Origin of the sequence: Marinobacter sp. F3R11, from assembly GCF_003318275.1 — a bacterium.
Lineage (GTDB): Bacteria > Pseudomonadota > Gammaproteobacteria > Pseudomonadales > Oleiphilaceae > Marinobacter.
Map to the genome: position 1 here is coordinate 739765 of NZ_QOCH01000015.1, position 16148 is coordinate 755912.

At 54.9% G+C, this 16148-nt stretch carries 14 protein-coding genes; 6 read left to right on the plus strand and 8 right to left on the minus strand.

Annotated elements, in window-relative coordinates:
- Positions 1–59: 59 nt before the first annotated feature.
- The 6 genes from glcE to dctP form a co-directional block, all read right to left on the minus strand.
- Positions 60–1127 (minus strand): glycolate oxidase subunit GlcE, encoded by a 1068-nt coding sequence (glcE, locus tag DS878_RS11865; RefSeq protein ID WP_113816152.1) that lies wholly within the window; start codon positions 1125–1127, stop codon positions 60–62.
- Positions 1120–2592 (minus strand): FAD-linked oxidase C-terminal domain-containing protein, encoded by a 1473-nt coding sequence (locus DS878_RS11870; protein WP_113816685.1) that lies wholly within the window; start codon positions 2590–2592, stop codon positions 1120–1122. The genes glcE and DS878_RS11870 overlap by 8 nt, the downstream gene beginning before the upstream one ends.
- A 10-nt stretch (positions 2593–2602) precedes the next feature.
- Positions 2603–3028: a GlcG/HbpS family heme-binding protein gene (locus DS878_RS11875; RefSeq protein ID WP_113816153.1), complete on the minus strand. Its 426-nt coding sequence runs from the start codon at positions 3026–3028 to the stop codon at positions 2603–2605.
- Between the two features lie 19 nt (positions 3029–3047).
- On the minus strand, positions 3048–4583 hold the full coding sequence (locus tag DS878_RS11880; protein WP_113816154.1) for a TRAP transporter large permease subunit: 1536 nt from the start codon (positions 4581–4583) through the stop codon (positions 3048–3050).
- Positions 4580–5284 carry a TRAP transporter small permease subunit gene (locus DS878_RS11885; RefSeq protein WP_113816155.1) on the minus strand — a complete coding sequence of 235 codons (705 nt, stop codon included), beginning with the start codon at positions 5282–5284 and terminating at the stop codon, positions 4580–4582. Before DS878_RS11885 ends, DS878_RS11880 begins: the two co-directional genes overlap by 4 nt.
- Before the next feature lie 103 nt (positions 5285–5387).
- Complete coding sequence (gene dctP / locus DS878_RS11890) at positions 5388–6413, minus strand: TRAP transporter substrate-binding protein DctP (protein WP_410003481.1); 1026 nt, start codon at positions 6411–6413, stop codon at positions 5388–5390.
- Positions 6414–6790: 377 nt separating this feature from the next.
- On the opposite strand from dctP, the gene DS878_RS11895 reads away from it, so the two are divergent.
- The 6 genes from DS878_RS11895 (at position 6791) to astE (ending at position 11998) form a co-directional block, all read left to right on the plus strand.
- On the plus strand, positions 6791–7549 hold the full coding sequence (locus DS878_RS11895; RefSeq protein ID WP_113816686.1) for an FCD domain-containing protein: 759 nt from the start codon (positions 6791–6793) through the stop codon (positions 7547–7549).
- A 155-nt stretch (positions 7550–7704) separates the two neighbouring features.
- Positions 7705–8475 carry an ABC transporter ATP-binding protein gene (locus tag DS878_RS11900; protein ID WP_113816157.1) on the plus strand — a complete coding sequence of 257 codons (771 nt, stop codon included), beginning with the start codon at positions 7705–7707 and terminating at the stop codon, positions 8473–8475.
- An 85-nt stretch (positions 8476–8560) separates the two neighbouring features.
- Positions 8561–9313, plus strand: a complete 753-nt coding sequence (locus tag DS878_RS11905) for a transporter substrate-binding domain-containing protein (protein WP_113816158.1) — start codon at positions 8561–8563, stop codon at positions 9311–9313.
- A 55-nt stretch (positions 9314–9368) separates the two neighbouring features.
- Positions 9369–10076, plus strand: coding sequence for an ABC transporter permease (locus tag DS878_RS11910; RefSeq protein WP_113816159.1), 708 nt, complete (start codon positions 9369–9371; stop codon positions 10074–10076).
- A complete protein-coding gene (locus DS878_RS11915) occupies positions 10076–10798 on the plus strand; it encodes an ABC transporter permease (protein ID WP_113816687.1) in 723 nt (240 codons plus the stop codon). The genes DS878_RS11910 and DS878_RS11915 overlap by 1 nt, the downstream gene beginning before the upstream one ends.
- 162 nt (positions 10799–10960) lie before the next feature.
- The gene (gene astE, locus DS878_RS11920; protein ID WP_113816160.1) at positions 10961–11998 is read left to right on the plus strand and encodes a succinylglutamate desuccinylase; all 1038 of its coding nucleotides are present in this window, start codon (positions 10961–10963) and stop codon (positions 11996–11998) included.
- Between the two features lie 24 nt (positions 11999–12022).
- On the opposite strand, the gene DS878_RS11925 is transcribed toward astE, so the two are convergent.
- Complete coding sequence (locus tag DS878_RS11925; RefSeq protein WP_113816161.1) at positions 12023–15049, minus strand: efflux RND transporter permease subunit; 3027 nt, start codon at positions 15047–15049, stop codon at positions 12023–12025.
- On the minus strand, positions 15049–16128 hold the full coding sequence (locus DS878_RS11930) for an efflux RND transporter periplasmic adaptor subunit (RefSeq protein ID WP_113816162.1): 1080 nt from the start codon (positions 16126–16128) through the stop codon (positions 15049–15051). The genes DS878_RS11925 and DS878_RS11930 overlap by 1 nt, the downstream gene beginning before the upstream one ends.
- Positions 16129–16148: the final 20 nt, after the last annotated feature.

Here is a 16148-nt window from a genome sequence, read left to right on the forward strand (position 1 = left end):
ATGGCTTCGCACAGTTTCAGAGACACATCTGCCCGATCACTCATCTGACCTTGGCGAGCTTACATCCAGCTATACAGTCGACCGGGATTAAATATCCCATCGGGATCAAACGAGCTTTTCACTCGCCGCTGGATCGTTTTAAGGGCATTGGGTTGGCTATGCATTACCTCACCGGTGCGATCACCACCCCGGAACAGGTTCACCTGCCCGCCGGCGGCGCGAGCCTGAGTCTCCATGTCGCTGAGTTCTCCAGCTCCACGGAACCAGCGCTGGGAGCCGGCCCAGTCGATGAACCAGTCACCCTCCAGGCCTGGGTTATCAGCAGTGGAGCCCACAGAGAAGCGCCAGAGCGGTGCATCTTTCTCAGCAAAGAATTCGTGTTGCATGTCCTGCACTGAACGCCAGAAAGCCTGTCCATCTTTCATGACATCGCCGCTCCACTTTTCAGCGGTTGCTTCAACGGCTGTTTTTGCGCCAGAGAGCCGCAGGTAAACCTTACCGTCGACCCAGCAGGCGGCGGTGATCGGCTTGGGCTCAGCCGCTCGGCTATTCATGTAGTGCAACACTTCATCTATTGCCATGTCCTGCACCAGTGTCAGACTGGCTGCAGGACTGGGCATGACTTTCAGGCTGATCTCAGTTATTACACCCAATGTTCCCAGTGCACCGGCCTGAAGCCGGGAAACGTCGTAGCCGGCAACGTTCTTCATGACTTCGCCGCCAAAACGCAGATGCTCGCCTTTACCATTGATCAGGCGTATACCCAGCACCTGATCCCGCACGGAGCCGGCCCAGGGTCTTGCAGGTCCGGAGAGGTTGCAGGCGAGCGTTCCGCCAATAGTGGAACCCGCACCAAAGTGCGGAGGCTCAAAGTGCAACGCCTGGCCTTGCTCTGCGAGTGCGGCTTCGATATCCACCAGAGGCGTGCCCGCACGCACCGTCATCACCAGTTCGACAGGGTGATAGTCCACGATCCCTGTATGCCCGCTCATATCAAGAGTACCGGCACCCGGGCTTGGTTCCCGGCCCATAAACGTTTTGCTGCCACCACCAACGATGTTGAGTTTTTCTCCGCTGGCGCGGGCCTGGAGCACTTGCTCCTGAAGTTGTTGAGAGATATCAGCCATGTGCGGCTTCCGTATGTTCATGCTTGTGTTGTTTGTGCTCTAGCGAGCGATATTCCTGGCAGAATTTCAGTGCGGGTACGGCTTTACCCGGATTAAGAATGCCTGTCGGATCAAAAGCGGCCTTCAGATCATGAAACTGCTGGAGCTCCTGGTCGTTGAACTGAACAGCCATCTGGCGAATTTTCTCCACGCCCACGCCGTGCTCTCCCGTAATACATCCTCCGACATCCACACACATTTTCAGAATAGCGGCCCCGAAAGCCTCTGTACGTTCGAACTCTCCCGGTACGTTGGCATCAAAAAGAATCAAGGGATGCAGGTTGCCGTCGCCGGCATGGAAGACGTTTGCCACACGCAAACCAAACTCTTCAGAGAGCTTCTGCATGTCTGTCAGTACCTGGGCAATATGGCGACGCGGAATCGTACCGTCCATGCAGTAGTAGTCCGGAGAAATACGCCCGACCGCCGGGAAGGCGGATTTCCGGCCCAGCCAGAGAAGCGCCCTTTCCTGCTCGCTTTGAGACGTGCGAACAGAGGTGGCCCCGAGCTTGCGGAAAACAGCCTCAGCCTCGGCAATATGTTCGTGCACTTCTTCTTCAGTGCCATCCACTTCGCATAACAGCAAGGCTTTGGCCTCGCGGGGATAGCCTGCACCGGCAAAATCATCGGCAGCTACAATGGCGTGGCCATCCATCATCTCCAGGCCACCGGGAATAATTCCGTGGGCGATAATCCCGCCAACCGCATCACCGGCCTTCTGAACACTGTCAAAGCCAGCCATCACCACCCGGGCGACTTCAGGTCTGGTCAGCAGTTTTACCTTCACCTCTGTTACTACGCCCAGCAGGCCTTCCGAGCCAGTCATCACAGCGAGCAGATCCATGCCACAGTTATCCAGGCCATCACTGCCCAGGGTGACCAGGTCACCTTCAGCGGTGACCATTTCGACACTGAGAATATTGTGCACAGTCAGTCCGTATTTCAGGCAATGAACACCGCCGGAGTTTTCCGCCACATTACCGCCGATCGTGCAGGCAATCTGCGACGAGGGATCAGGCCCATAGTAAAGGCCGTACTGAGCCGCCTCTTCGCTGATGGCAAGATTACGGACACCGGGCTGAAGCCTGGCAGTCCGTGCCAGCGGATCAATATCCAGGATCCGGTTGAACTTGGCCAGCGAGAGCACCACGCCTTCTTTGTTCGGCATAGCCCCCGCGCTCAGGCCGGTTCCTGCGCCCCGGGCAACCACCGGAACCCCGTGTTCGTGACAGATACGCATTACTCTCTGCACCTGGGCAACGGTTTCCGGCAGTACGACCAGCAATGGCATCTCACAGTACATGGACATGCCATCGCATTCGTAAGGCTTCATGGTTTCGTCATCTATGATGACGTAATCCGGATCTATAAAGGTCCGGAACTGATCAGCCAGCTCGGCTTTGCTGATCTCTGGTCTGGTTGTCATAACGCCTCTCTCAACCACGTTGAGTTTCAAAATAGTCTATTCCTGCCTGGGCACAGTCCATATCCTGCTGCGGCGTGCCGGAACTGAGCCCTATGCCGCCGACAACCTCGCCATCAACAATCACCGGCAGACCACCCCCAACCGAACTTATGCGACCACCCACTTCTGTGTGAATGCCGAAGGCCAGACTGCCAGGCACGTTAGCCGCATTGTATTCGTGGGTAGCCTTTTTTGCGGCCGCAGCAGTAAACGCTTTGTCCTGAGCAATAGTAACACTGCTGGTCTTGCCGCCGTTCATGCGCTCAAACGCAATCAGGTTGCCAGACTCATCCACAACAGCGACACACATGGGAACACCAATATCCCGTGCCTTGGCTGCAGCACCTTCAATCAGCAACCTCGCCTCGGCAAGATCAAGCCTCTTTATCGTTAACATACTATCTACCTCTGGATATTCAGCCGTAAACAAGCCCTGGCAACCAGGTCACTACACCCGGAATGAGGATGCAGACCATCAGGCCAAAGGCCTGAATGGCGAGAAACACCAGGGAGGATTTGAAAATGGTGCCCATGGATATCTCGGGTGGACACACACCACGAATGTAAAACAGTGCATAGCCGAAGGGTGGACTGAGGAAGGACATCTGCATGTTGACCAGATACAGGACGCCGAACCAGAGCACCACATCGTCACCGTTTACCGGTGGAAAACCAAAAAGCCCGTCGAACGTCAGCGCCTTTACGATCGGAATAAAAATCGGAACTGCCAGCAGGAGAATACCGACCCAGTCCAGGAACATACCTAGCACAACCAGTAACACCATCAGCAGGAACAGGATGCCGTAGGAGGACATTCCAGTACCAAGAATGGCGTCTGTCACAAACTGCTGGCCACCCTGAAGGATGTAAAACCCGACGAACACCGAGGCGCCAAACATGATCCAGAGCACCATGGCAGAAGCTTTAGCTGTGGTTACCGAGGCTTCACGCAGGCCGCCAACAGAGAACTTTCCATGCATCATGGCAACAACGATGGCGCCGAACGAACCTATCCCCGCAGCTTCAACCGGTGTTGCGATACCTCCAAACAGCAAGCCAAGAACCAGACCTACAAGGATCAGGGGCGCAATGAGGCCTTTGAGAAGAAGCAGCTTTTCCCGTAAAGAAATACGCTCCTCTACCGGCACGGGTGGCCCAAGGCTAGGGTTGAGCCAGCTCCGGATAAGCACATAGGCAATATAGAGGCTGGACAGCATAAGCCCGGGTATCACAGAGCCCAGATACAACTCGCCTACGGACTGCTGCGCCACAACTGCATACAGAATGGCGAGAATGGAAGGCGGAATCAGAATGCCCAGGGTGCCACCAGCCATAATCGAGCCAAGGGCAATCTTGTGATCATAGCCGCGCTTGAGCATGGCGGGCAGCGCAATGATACCCATAGTCACAACCGCAGCGCCGATAACTCCCACCATGGCGGCCAGAAGGGTAGACGCCAGAATGGTCGCGGTTGCCAGACCGCCGCTGAGCCCGCCCATCCATTTGTAGACTACACTGAACATTTCCTCGATCAGACCGGCCCGCTCAAGCATGGACGCCATAAAAATAAACAGGGGGATCGCCGCCAGATCGGAGTTGGTCATCATCGGGAAGATCCGGCTCGGCACGATGTTAAGCATCATCGCATCGCCAACCAGATAGACAAACAGCACCCCGAGACCGCCTGTCACAAAGGCCAGCGGCAAGCCCATCATCAGAGCGACCAGGAGTGAGCCGAACATCAGATAGGTCAACGGACCTATATCTACACTGGCCAGGCTACCTGCCAGCCTGAACAGGAATTTCTCATCACTGAACGGGTCGTAGAAAAGAATGTTGATCATCTCGACACAGATAATAAATCCGAACCCCACAGTGGCCAGGATCATCAGCCATGTGCCAAGTTTGCCCGTCATATTCGGGCCTGACGCAGTTGCTGTATTGACTGTCATGCAACACGCTCCTGTCCCAGACGAACGAAGAGAACTATGTCTTTTATGAGTTTGGAAATACCCGCAAGCAAAAGCAGAGTAGAACCAACAAGCATCATGCCTTTGACAGGCCAGTACTGAATGCCCCAGGTCTCAACCGTGGTTTCATTCATGACATAGGAGTTCTCGAAAAAGGTCCATGAGGTATGCATCAGCACCAGAGCAAATACGAAAAAGAACATAGAGGTAAAAATGTCCATGCCAATCCTGCCGCGAACCGGTAAAAGGTTGTACATCACATCTACACGCACGTGGGCGCCATGAAGCATTGCAAATGCCCCTGCCAACAGGTACTGCATACCCAGCAGCAGAAAGCTGGCTTCATGCACCCAGATGGTTGGCTGGTTAAACACGTAACGCATAACCACTTCAAAAAAGTAGAAAACGACGGCGTTAATCGTCCAGAAAGACACAAACTCCCCGGATTTTTCGCTGGTCCAGTCAATAGCGCGAGTGAACCAGTTACCCTCAAACTCCAGATAGATCAGAGGGTCATCTTCCTCTGCCTGAAGCTCACCAGGAGTCTTTCCCGGCTCTACAGGCTCTCCCTCCCGGGCTTTGGCCCACCGGTCCCACGCCATCATTATCAGTGGCATCACCGCCAACCAACCCCAGTAAAACCAGTGCGGCATTACAAATCCGAAGCCTTCTAGTTCAGACATGTTGTTACTACCTCAGCCACAAAACGGGGAAGGAGGAGGCCCTTTCCGGAGCATTCCCTGCCCTTCCCCGATGTGTTTTTTATTGTTGTCAGATAACGCAGGCTTACTTGCCTTCCACGCCTTCTATATCAGCTTCCGTCACATAACCAACGGTATCGTTCATCATGTACTTCAGCTGCATATCAAATATTGCGCGCGCATCCTCATCCTTGTTAGCCCACTTGTACCAGATGGGGATCGCTGTGCGGCGGAACTCAGCAAGATCAGCCTGGCTGAGACGGGTCACCGTATCGCCATCTTTTCTGAACTTCTCCATAGCTTCGATATTGCGTTTCTGAATGGTGAGATAATGACGCTGGGAGTAATTCCGGACTTCCTCTTCCACCAGCTTCTGCAGTTTCGGATCCAGGTTGTTCCAGTTCCGCAGGTTGACTGTGAGATCCATCAGATCCACCGGCTGATAGATAGACATGACGCCAGGAGGTCCGAACATGATGTAATCAGTAACCTGAGAGAAACCCAGCTCGTAGTTCACTGCCGGACCCACATAGTCCGCCGCATCAATGGTGCCCTTCTCCAGAGCCGGGAAAATATCGGATCCTGGCAGGCTGACTGTCGAGACCCCGAACTGCTGGAACACTTCCGCGACCATGCCACCTGGCACACGCATCTTCATGCCCTTGAGGTCATCAAGACTGTTAACCGGTTTTTTGGAATGAATGATGTTGGCATCGTGCTGAATAGGTCCCACATAAAACAGGCCATATTTTTTATAGATTTCCCGGGTCTTCTCCAGCATTCCCAGCGAATAGAACATGGTATCCCACTGGTGTGGCTGGTCCGGGCCTGCCGGATATGAAGACAGGAACACAGATGCCGGGATCTTTCCAGACCAGTAAAGAGTAAACGGATTCATCCCCTGCAACACACCATTCCGAACGGCTTCAAACAACGCATTGTTATCAGCGGCAACGGCCTTGGCTGGGAAGGGTTTGAAAACAAGCTCGCCACCACTCTTTTCTTCAATGCTCTCGCACCACTCTTCAAACAGATCGTAACCGACAGTACCAGCGTCCCATACGGACTGAATTTTCCATGTAGTCGCAGCGTGTGCCTGACCAGCCCCCATCATCAACGCCCCGGCAAAGGCAGTGCCAAGAGCAGCGGTCTTCAGAAAGCGCCTGCGCGGCGAGTCAGCACCGGTTTTGCAATTATTTGTTTTGTTTTTGCTCGGTTTCATCGAAACGTCTCCACTGATAATTGTTTTTATAGAGTTCAGAGCAACACGGGCCTAATTCCCCGGTATCAACCCAGATATTCGTGGGCAGTCCCGGTTTAGTCCAGCTGACAGAGCACTGGTCAGACCAGTTTTTAAATTCAGAAAAATGGACGAACTTCCCTGAATGGGCCATATTTACAGGGCTGAAGCCTGTTCAAACGCCAAAGCTGGCTAACAATAAATACAGCAAACACTGGTCAGACCAGTGCGCACACAAAGGCACCCTGATGGCTATTTCCCAGGAAATCTCATACCGTCTGGAACGCATGATCCTCGATGGAGGCTTGGCTCCGGAGCAAAAAATACCTTCGGAGCGACAACTGGCCGAACGCTTGCGAGTGTCGCGATCGGTTATCCGTGAAGCGCTTCATGAGTTGCAGGGCCGCGGTGTAATCGAAACCCGGCATGGCAAAGGCTCCTTTGTATCCACCATGGTGCCGGGATCCGCTGACCTTGGTACGCAAGGCCCTTTGATGCACCTCTTTGAAGGGCACCCCCGCACCCTGTATGACTTGCTTGAAGTCCGGGAGCAGCTTGAAGGCCAGGCCGCCTTCCTGGCAGCGCAACGGGCGACCAGTCTGGACCGTCACCGGATAACAAAAGCCTTCCGGGCTCTGGAAGAAACCGATCCATTGAGCAACGCCCGACCGGATCACGGCTTTCATCAGGCCATTGTGGAAGCGTCCCATAACCCGATTCTGGTTCACGTGCTCAACAGTCTCAAAAACATGATGCTGATGACCGTGCAGGCGTCGGTTGCCAACCTCAACCCCCGTGCCGAGATGCGCAAGAAGATTGTTCTTCAGCACCGGCAGTTGTATGAAGCCATTACATCAGGCCGGCCGGCCAGCGCCCAGAAGGTTGCCATGGCCCATGTACGCTTTGTCAGCAAAGCCATGCGCGATATGGAGAAAGAAGGCAGCACACTGATCCGTGTTCCGGTTGAACAAATGACCTCGGGCGACCACACGGATACACATGGATGAAACTGGCAGAATACTTGCTTTGAGCATCCACTACGCCACAATAAGTTGCGGATATCGATGCAAAAAAATCGTAAAACTGTGTATGTAAGGTATTGATTTCCACTTCCACAGTCCGTAAAACAATCGCCTTTGAACGACAGCCTCAGGAGCCATCCATGGCGGACCAAGCACCTTTGATCTGCAGGGACATACACAAAACCTTTGCTCAGTTAGAGGTTCTCAAAGGTATTTCACTGGAGACGCGCAAAGGTGATGTCGTTTCCCTGATCGGCAGCTCCGGCTCCGGCAAAAGCACCTTTCTGCGCTGTATCAACCTGCTGGAAACCCCCACCTCCGGCGATATTATCGTGCATGGTGACCCAATCCGGTTCACCACCAACCGCAAGAAGGAGCGGATTCCCGCAGACAACAAACAGGTGGAGCTGATCCGGGCCAGGCTGTCCATGGTGTTCCAGGGCTTCAACCTCTGGTCCCATATGACTGTTCTGGAAAACATTATCGAAGCGCCCATTCACGTGCTCAAGGTACCCCGTAAAGAAGCCATTGAACGGGCCGAAGCCTATCTGCACAAAGTGGGTATCTACGAACGTAAAGACTACTACCCGGCCCAGATGTCCGGCGGCCAGCAACAAAGGGCAGCCATAGCCCGGGCCCTCGCCATGGAGCCGGAAGTCATGCTGTTTGATGAGCCCACATCAGCACTGGATCCGGAGCTGGTGGGAGAAGTGCTGAAAGTGATGCAGAGCCTCGCCGAAGAAGGCCGCACCATGATTGTGGTCACCCATGAAATGGCGTTTGCCCGGGATGTATCAACCCAGGTACTGTTTTTGCATCAGGGCGTCATCGAAGAACAGGGTACCCCTGAAAAAGTGTTTGATAATCCGGAATCGGAACGTATGCAACAGTTCCTGGCTCCCAAGTTCTGACAACCAGTGCTATCGTAACTGGTGTTGGACATTCAACGTCCTGAAAAATAACGCCCATAGAGGCGATATACTGGAGAAGTGACTCATGAAGAAGCTGATAATTGCAGCGAGTTGTGCACTGGCTATGTTCGCCAGCGGTGTCCAGGCGGAAGACCGTAACCTGCGCATTGCTTTCGATGTGCCTTACGAGCCGTTCGAATATAAAGATGAAAACGGTAATCTGACCGGTTTCGAAGTGGATCTGGCTACGGCCATGTGCGAAGAAATGAAGGCTGACTGCGAGTTTGTTATTCAGGCATGGGACGGAATGATCCCGGGTCTGGTGGCTCGCAAGTTCGACCTGATCATGTCATCCATGTCGATCACCGCCGAGCGTGCAGAACGTGTTCTCTTCTCAGAGCCCTACTACAACACACCAGGCGGCTGGTTCGGCCCTGAAAACTTCACAGCTGATGTTACCGACATGAACACCATGAAAGGTAAAACAGTAGGCGTTCAGCGTGGCACCACCATGGACACCTTCGTGACTGAAGAAATGGCCGACGTTGTAACGATCAAACGCTACACCACTGCCGACGACATGGTTCTGGATCTGGAAGGACAGCGTCTGGACGCAGTATTTGTAGACTACCCTGTTGGCGAACAGACCGTTCTGACCAAAGATGGCTTCAAAGAAATTGGCAAGCCCGTCAAACTGGGTGAAGGCGTTGGCGTGGCCATGCGCAAGCGCGACAAAGCCATTGCTGATGAAGTCAACGCGGCACTGCGAAAGCTTAAAGAAAATGGCACCTACGACGCCATCATGAAAAAGTACTTCGCTTACGACATCAAGGTCTGATAAAACGAGCCTCAGGGGCAGTCACAATGGCTGCCCCTGATCACCGGACACTCCCATGCTTGATCTGAAAGGCTATGGTCCGGCCCTGTTGAACGGGGCAGTTGTCACCATAGAACTCGCCTTCCTGTCTCTTGCCCTTGCACTGGCCCTCGGGTTGATCGGCGCGGCTGCCAAGTTGTCAAACAACCGGATAGCCGTCGGAATTGCCACCTCCTACACTACCCTGATTCGTGGTGTTCCCGATCTGGTGATGATGCTGTTGTTTTACTACGGCGGCCAGGTGGGTGTGAACATGCTCTCGGATTATATCTGGGAGGCCTACGAGGTAGATTTTTTCTTTCAGTTTGACCCGTTCATCTCCGGCGTGGTTACCATCGGACTGATTTTTGGTGCCTATATGACGGAAACCTTCCGGGGTGCCTTTCTGGCAGTTGAAACTGGTCAGATCGAAGCTGCACGGGCTTACGGTTTCAGTAGCTGGCATACTTTCCGCAGAGTGATGGTTCCGCAAATGCTGCGCCACGCCCTGCCAGGCATCGGTAACAACTGGCAGGTGCTGCTTAAAACCACGGCACTGGTTTCTATTATCGGCCTCACGGATATGGTTCGTGTGGCGGAAGAAGCGGCCAAGGCAGAACGCATGCCTTTTCACTTCTTCATCCCAGTGGCTTGCGTGTATCTTGCACTCACTGCAGGCTCAGAGCTTTTCATCAAGTGGCTCGATAAGCGAGCCAATGTTGGCGTGATTCAGGAGAATGGATGATGCCTGATTTCCTCGCCTCCTGGCTCGACCAGAACGATATATTCAACGCCATGACTATCATGGAATACTGGGATGGGGCGGTTACCACCGTACAACTGGTATTCGTGAGCCTGATTATCGGGCTTGTGTGTGCGGTCCCTCTTGCCATTCTGCGCACGGTCAGAAATCCCTTCGTGTCCGGGCCTGTCTGGCTTTACACCTACCTGTTCCGCGGCACACCGCTGCTGATTCAGCTCTATATCATTTACTATGGCGTGGCCCAGATCCCCGGTATTCAGGAGACATTCTGGTGGGAGATCTTCCGGGAGCCCTTCTACCCTGCCCTGCTGGCTTTCGCCCTGAACACTTGCGCCTATACTACGGAAATTATTCGTGGTGCGATTATGTCCACGCCCCACGGAGAGATCGAAGCCGCGAAGGCTTACGGCATGAACTGGTTTATGCGCATGCGGCGGATTGTGCTTCCGAGTGCCGCAAGGCGTGCGGTTCAGGCGTATTCCAACGAGGTTATATTCATGCTTCATTCGAGTGCGATCGCAAGCGTTGTGACCATCGTGGACCTTACCGGCGCAGCACGGAATATTTACTCACGGTTCTATGCGCCGTTTGATGCATTTATCTTTGTGGCGCTCTGCTACATGGTGCTGACGTTTATTCTGGTGTTTGCTTTCCGCAAGCTTGAGAATCATCTGTTGCGGCATCAGCGGCCTGTGGGTTCCTGATTAAAGACATCGACTGAAACATTGAGCCTGGGCGGGCGGTTATAGCCTTTCCGGGAGACGCTACGAGCACATCCATGTGCGCTTGACTGAAGCCATCCATGGCTTCAGACACTCCCGGAAAGGCTATAACCGCCCGCCCTTCGACCTTTTCGGGGAGCCTTCATGACAGAAAACGCACCAAAACACTTATTTGATGCCCACCCTGACTGGCTGTCGCACACGCTTGCCAAGGCCACATCGAACCTCACGGAATCTAACATCAGGCTTTCTGACGGAACTCGCATAAGCCGCAAAGCTGTTGGTGTTTTACACCTAACCCCTCCGGCCAGTCGCGCCAACCCTAATCAGGAGGCGCTGATTATCTCCGCCGGCATTCACGGGAATGAAACCGCACCTATTGAGGTTCTGAACGCTCTGGTCAGTGAACTGTTGAACGGAGAATGGCGGTTAGCCTGTCCGCTTCTGCTGATTCTGGGGAACCCGCCGGCTATGGTGGCCGGGGAGCGGTTTCTGGAAGTAAATCTTAATCGGTTGTTTAACGGTGCCCATAGCAGACCGGAATATGACGGACTACCCGAGGCAGCCCGGGCAAAGTTCCTGGAGAAGGCGTGCCATCAGTTTGCCATGACGCATCCGCAGGCTTTGTCCCATTACGATTTGCATACGGCTATAAAGCCGTCCAGGCGGGAGAGGTTTGCACTTTATCCTTTTGTGGAGGGCCGGCAGGTGCCGGAGGAGCAGTGTGATTTTCTGCTGGAAGCAGAGGTGGACACCTTGCTGCTTCAGCATAAGGTTGGCACTACGTTTTCTTCGTTTTCATCCTCTGTACTCGGCGCAGAGAGCTTTACCATAGAACTGGGCAAGGTCCGGCCTTTTGGAGAAAATGATCTGGCGCGTTTTGAGGGAATCAAAAAGGCTTTACGGAGACGCTTTTGTGGCGAGCCGTGCCCGGGAAAGCAGCCTCAGCCGGAGCATTTCACAGTCTATGAGGTAGTGCATGAGATCCTGAATACCGGGAAAAACTTCCGCTTTCATATTCCGGATGACATTGCCAATTTCACTGAATACCCTACAGGCACCGTCATCTGGGAGGATGACGATACCTGCTACAAAGTGGAGCACTCGCCTCAGGCAATTGTATTTCCCAACAGGGATGTGCCGGTTGGCCAGAGAGTGGGCCTGATGATCAGGGCAAGGTAGTTCACACCAAAGATACCGGTACTGTCAGGCTGGAGCGTTTTCCGGTTCCGCAACCCGGGCCTTGATCAGCTGGGTGCACACAGCCGGAATTACCAGCAAGGTCAGCACTGTGGACGCCAGCAGCCCTGAGATTATCGCCCAGGCCATAGGAGGCCAGAGTGTAGAGCTTGAGAACGCCAACGGCAGCAGGCCAGCTACAGTTGTTGCGGTGGTCAGCAGGATTGGGCGGGTTCGCTGCACAACCGCTTTGCGCATGGCTTCGTGAATGCCCTCACCGAGCTCTAATTCTCTGTCCATCACATCGAGCAGCACTATGGCGTTGTTCACCACAATGCCTACCAGTGCGATTACTCCCAGCAACGACTGGAACCCGAAAGGTGAACCCGAAAGCACCAGCCCCGGAAAAATACCAACCGTCGCCAATGGAACTGTCAGCAGGATGATGCCAACACGCCGGAACGAGTTGAACTGCAGCAGCAGGAAAAAGAGAAGCAAAAGCACACCAATGGGTGCAGCGGTTAACAGAGCACCATTGGCATCACCGGAACCCTCCGCATCGCCACCCATTTCCAGGCGGGTACCCTCTGGCAGAGGATTCTCGACCAGGGCGTTTTTCAGGCCATCCAACGCCTGACTGAAGCTATAACCCGTAAGCAGATTCGCAGTAACGGTATTAAGACGGGTTCCGTTACGCAGATAGCGCGCCGCCGGCTCCCAGGTCGTTTCCACGCTGGCCACAGCAGAAAGAGGAATCGCCTCACCGCCATCATTATAGATATTTACTGAGAGGAGACGCTCCAGGGGCAATGATGTTCCTTCCTGGGAGCGCAGCACCATCGGTATCGGATCTTTTTCCTGGCGATAACGCTCAGCGACCACACCAAAACTCTGGCCATAGAGGCTCTGCGCCACATCAGCACGGGTTAATCCATATCTTGCAGCGGTAGCATCATCTACGTTGATCGCAATACTGGGCACCCCGATATCCAGATCGTGACGAACATCCACGGTACCCTCAACCTGACGCAGCGCGACAAAAAGCTGCTCCACCGCCCGGGTACGAACCTGATCATCTGCGTGATACACACGTACTTCTACCGGGGCAATCCTCGGCGGCCCCTGCCCGAGAACCCCAACACTTATATCCAGCTCCGGCATCTGCTCATTCACGTGGGCACGAATCCAGCGGATCATATCTGTTGTGTGCTCAAGCGTTGGCGTGGTCACCACCAGCCGGCCGCGATTCGGCGCCTGCGGTGCACGCTGGAGATTGTAATAGAAAGTAGGGCCGGTAAATCCAACGAAGCGGTGAATCTCAAGTGCATCAGCACGGGTTCGTATCGCCCGTTCCAGATTCGCCGCAGCTTCGGCTGTACGCACCTGATCCGTGCCTTCCGGCATAAAGATTTCCACAACAACCCGTGGCCTGTCGGCATCAGGAAAGAACTGCTGTGCCATAAAGGGCGTCATCGCCAGGCTGATGACAACCAGCAAAGCTCCAGCCGCAATCAGGCGGCGCGGATGACGGTATACCAGACCGCCCAGAAACCGCGCCAGTCCGATCAACCGGTCAGCCTCGGCATTACGACGGGGTTTCAGGAACCGTGCCGCCAGCAGAGGAACCACCGAGATTGCAAGCAGATAACTGACAGACAGGGTGAGCATGATCATCACCGGCACACCCCGGGTGAAATCAGCGGCGCCCCCTTTAGCAAGCAGCATGGGAGCAAAGGCCGCAAGCGTCGTGCCGGTGGATGCGCCCAGTGGCCCGGCAAGTTCGCTGACGGCCTTGCGCAAGGCGTCCATACGACGCATACCTTCATCCAGATGGCCCTGAATGTTTTCAACAATCACGATAGCGTTGTCAATCAGAATGCCCAGAGAGATCACCATGCCGATCACTGCTATCTGGTGAAGAACACCGCCGCCGAGATCGTAAAGCCCGATGCTGATCAGTGCCACCATTGGCAGAATTGACGCAACCAGCAGGCCCATCCGGATACCCATACCGGTAAATACTACCGCCACGATAATCAGAACAGAGAGCACCAGGCTCCAGGCAAGGTTATCCAGCCGCTCTGAAACTTTATCCGGCTGGAAAAACATCTCACGAATTTCATAGGGCTCAAAGTCTGGCTGTATCTGTGCGATCCGCTCCCGCACGCGCTTACCAAAGCGAATGGCGTCGGTCGTACCCTCTTCCATAATCAGCGAGAGCAATACAACCCGTTCCCCATCAAACCAGGTTTCTGGCTGGCGTGGCTCGACCGGGCCACGCCATACGTCTGCGGCCGCCGCCAGCGGCACCTGGGAGCCATCAGGGAGCTCAATAGGCGTCGCGCGAATGGCGTCAATGTCAGCAAATTCTGTATTGGGAAGTACCGATAACCGGCGTCCGTCAACTACCACAAACCCACCGGGAGTGGTCTGGTTGCGCTGGGCCAGGGTTTCCAGAATCCGCGCCGGCGAGATACCCAGCCGGTAAAGTGCGGCATCGTCCAGAGCCAGAGTAATCTGTTCATCAGCGTCCCCTTCCAGCTCAATGCGGGACACACCGGAAATATCCGAGAGGTTCTGTTTGAGGCGTTCGGCCACTTCCGACAGTTCACTCACCGACGGTGCCCCACTGATTGCCAGCACAATAGCAGGGTTATCGATCAGCCGGTCATCCAGAACCATAGGACCAACGTCGTCAGGAAAATCCTGTTGCGCGCGCTCCATCGCCTGGCGAATTCGGTCCCAGGCCGGATCTGTATCATAAATGTTGTCTTTGAGGCGCAGCCTGACCAATGCCACACCGGTACGGGCAGTGCCCTGGGAAAAGTCCACCTCTTCCACCTGGCGTAGCTCGTCAGTCAGAGGCCGGAGCACCAACCGCTCTACGGCATCAGCACTTGCACCCGGATAGTTCACGCTGATCAAACCGGCCCTGTAGGGAAACGAGGGGTCTTCCTGGCGCGGCATGGTACTGTATGCGGCAACCCCCAACAGACAAAGCATGGTAACCACCATGCCCAGTAAACGCTGATAGTTGAGCAGCCGGCGCGTCATTAACGCACCTCCACGGCATCACCGTCTGCCAGCCGGGTTATCCCGGAATAAACTACCTGGTCGCCTGGCTCCAGCTCGCCTGTGCGTACGACAACACGCTCGCCCACCACACGTTCAACTTCTATCGGCACTCGCCGGGCTATGCCGTCGCGTACCCGGAATACCGTCATGCCCCCGGCTCCACGGATGACCGACAACAGTGGAACCGTGATGGCTGAATCCCTGAGCGGCGTAATGCCAACTTCAACCGGCTCGCCGACATCAAGGGTGCCCGTAGGCAGACTGACCAGAACCGGATGCAGCTCTCCACGGACCGAACCGGCCTGGGCAATTTCGACAACGGAGCCCGTCACCGGAGCCCCATTGCGATCGCGAACAGACCACACGGGCAGGTTCTGATCGAGGGCTACATGAGCCAGAAGATAAGCCGGCACCCGCACCTCGACTTCCTTACCCACGGGGGAAGACAAACGCATAACCGGCTGACCAGCAGCCACAAATTCATCCTTTTCTACCAGCAGTGCTTCAACTCGCCCGGAAAATGGCGCGTGCAATGTGCTTTCTTGCAGCAGCTGTGTGGCCTCGGAGAGTGATGCCCGGGCCGTGGCAACGCTGGCTTCAAGGGAATCGCGGCGGGCCGCCAGCTGTTCCAGGCTCTGTTCTGATACCACTCCACGCTCATGCAAGCGGCTGGAGCGGTCCCATTCCCGTTTGGCCTGCTCGTATCCGGTTATCAGTTCGTCCAGTTTCGCCTTGGCTGAATCCCGCGCTGGTTCCAGTGCCGGGTTGTATACACGGGCAAGCACATCTCCGGCTGCAACAGTCTGGCCCAGCTCAACCGCACGCTCTTTCAGAGTGCCACTGACCTGGAATGTCAGCGTCGCTCTCTGGGTAGACCGAACAACACCGGAAAAGCGCAGGGTTATTTCCTGAGCCTGCCCCCCGGTAACTTCGGCAACGCGCACTGACACCCCATGCCCGGCTGATGCCACCGGCGCGTCCCCGGCCTTGCAACCAGAAAGAAAAAGGCCGGAGACAGCGAAAAAAATCACGGCAACAGGGATACGGAATGAGGTCATAGAGTGTCCTTTCATCCATG

Coding starts and splice junctions, on each gene's coding strand:
- DS878_RS11915 (WP_113816687.1), top strand. CDS start 10,076: ATGCCTGATTTCCTCGCCTCCTGGCTCGACCAGAACGATATATTCAAC.
- DS878_RS11895 (WP_113816686.1), top strand. CDS start 6,791: ATGGCTATTTCCCAGGAAATCTCATACCGTCTGGAACGCATGATCCTC.
- dctP (WP_410003481.1), bottom strand. CDS start 6,413: ATGGGGGCTGGTCAGGCACACGCTGCGACTACATGGAAAATTCAGTCC.
- DS878_RS11875 (WP_113816153.1), bottom strand. CDS start 3,028: ATGTTAACGATAAAGAGGCTTGATCTTGCCGAGGCGAGGTTGCTGATT.
- DS878_RS11930 (WP_113816162.1), bottom strand. CDS start 16,128: ATGACCTCATTCCGTATCCCTGTTGCCGTGATTTTTTTCGCTGTCTCC.
- DS878_RS11885 (WP_113816155.1), bottom strand. CDS start 5,284: ATGTCTGAACTAGAAGGCTTCGGATTTGTAATGCCGCACTGGTTTTAC.
- DS878_RS11925 (WP_113816161.1), bottom strand. CDS start 15,049: ATGACGCGCCGGCTGCTCAACTATCAGCGTTTACTGGGCATGGTGGTT.
- DS878_RS11900 (WP_113816157.1), top strand. CDS start 7,705: ATGGCGGACCAAGCACCTTTGATCTGCAGGGACATACACAAAACCTTT.
- DS878_RS11870 (WP_113816685.1), bottom strand. CDS start 2,592: ATGACAACCAGACCAGAGATCAGCAAAGCCGAGCTGGCTGATCAGTTC.
- glcE (WP_113816152.1), bottom strand. CDS start 1,127: ATGGCTGATATCTCTCAACAACTTCAGGAGCAAGTGCTCCAGGCCCGC.
- astE (WP_113816160.1), top strand. CDS start 10,961: ATGACAGAAAACGCACCAAAACACTTATTTGATGCCCACCCTGACTGG.
- DS878_RS11910 (WP_113816159.1), top strand. CDS start 9,369: ATGCTTGATCTGAAAGGCTATGGTCCGGCCCTGTTGAACGGGGCAGTT.
- DS878_RS11905 (WP_113816158.1), top strand. CDS start 8,561: ATGAAGAAGCTGATAATTGCAGCGAGTTGTGCACTGGCTATGTTCGCC.
- DS878_RS11880 (WP_113816154.1), bottom strand. CDS start 4,583: ATGACAGTCAATACAGCAACTGCGTCAGGCCCGAATATGACGGGCAAA.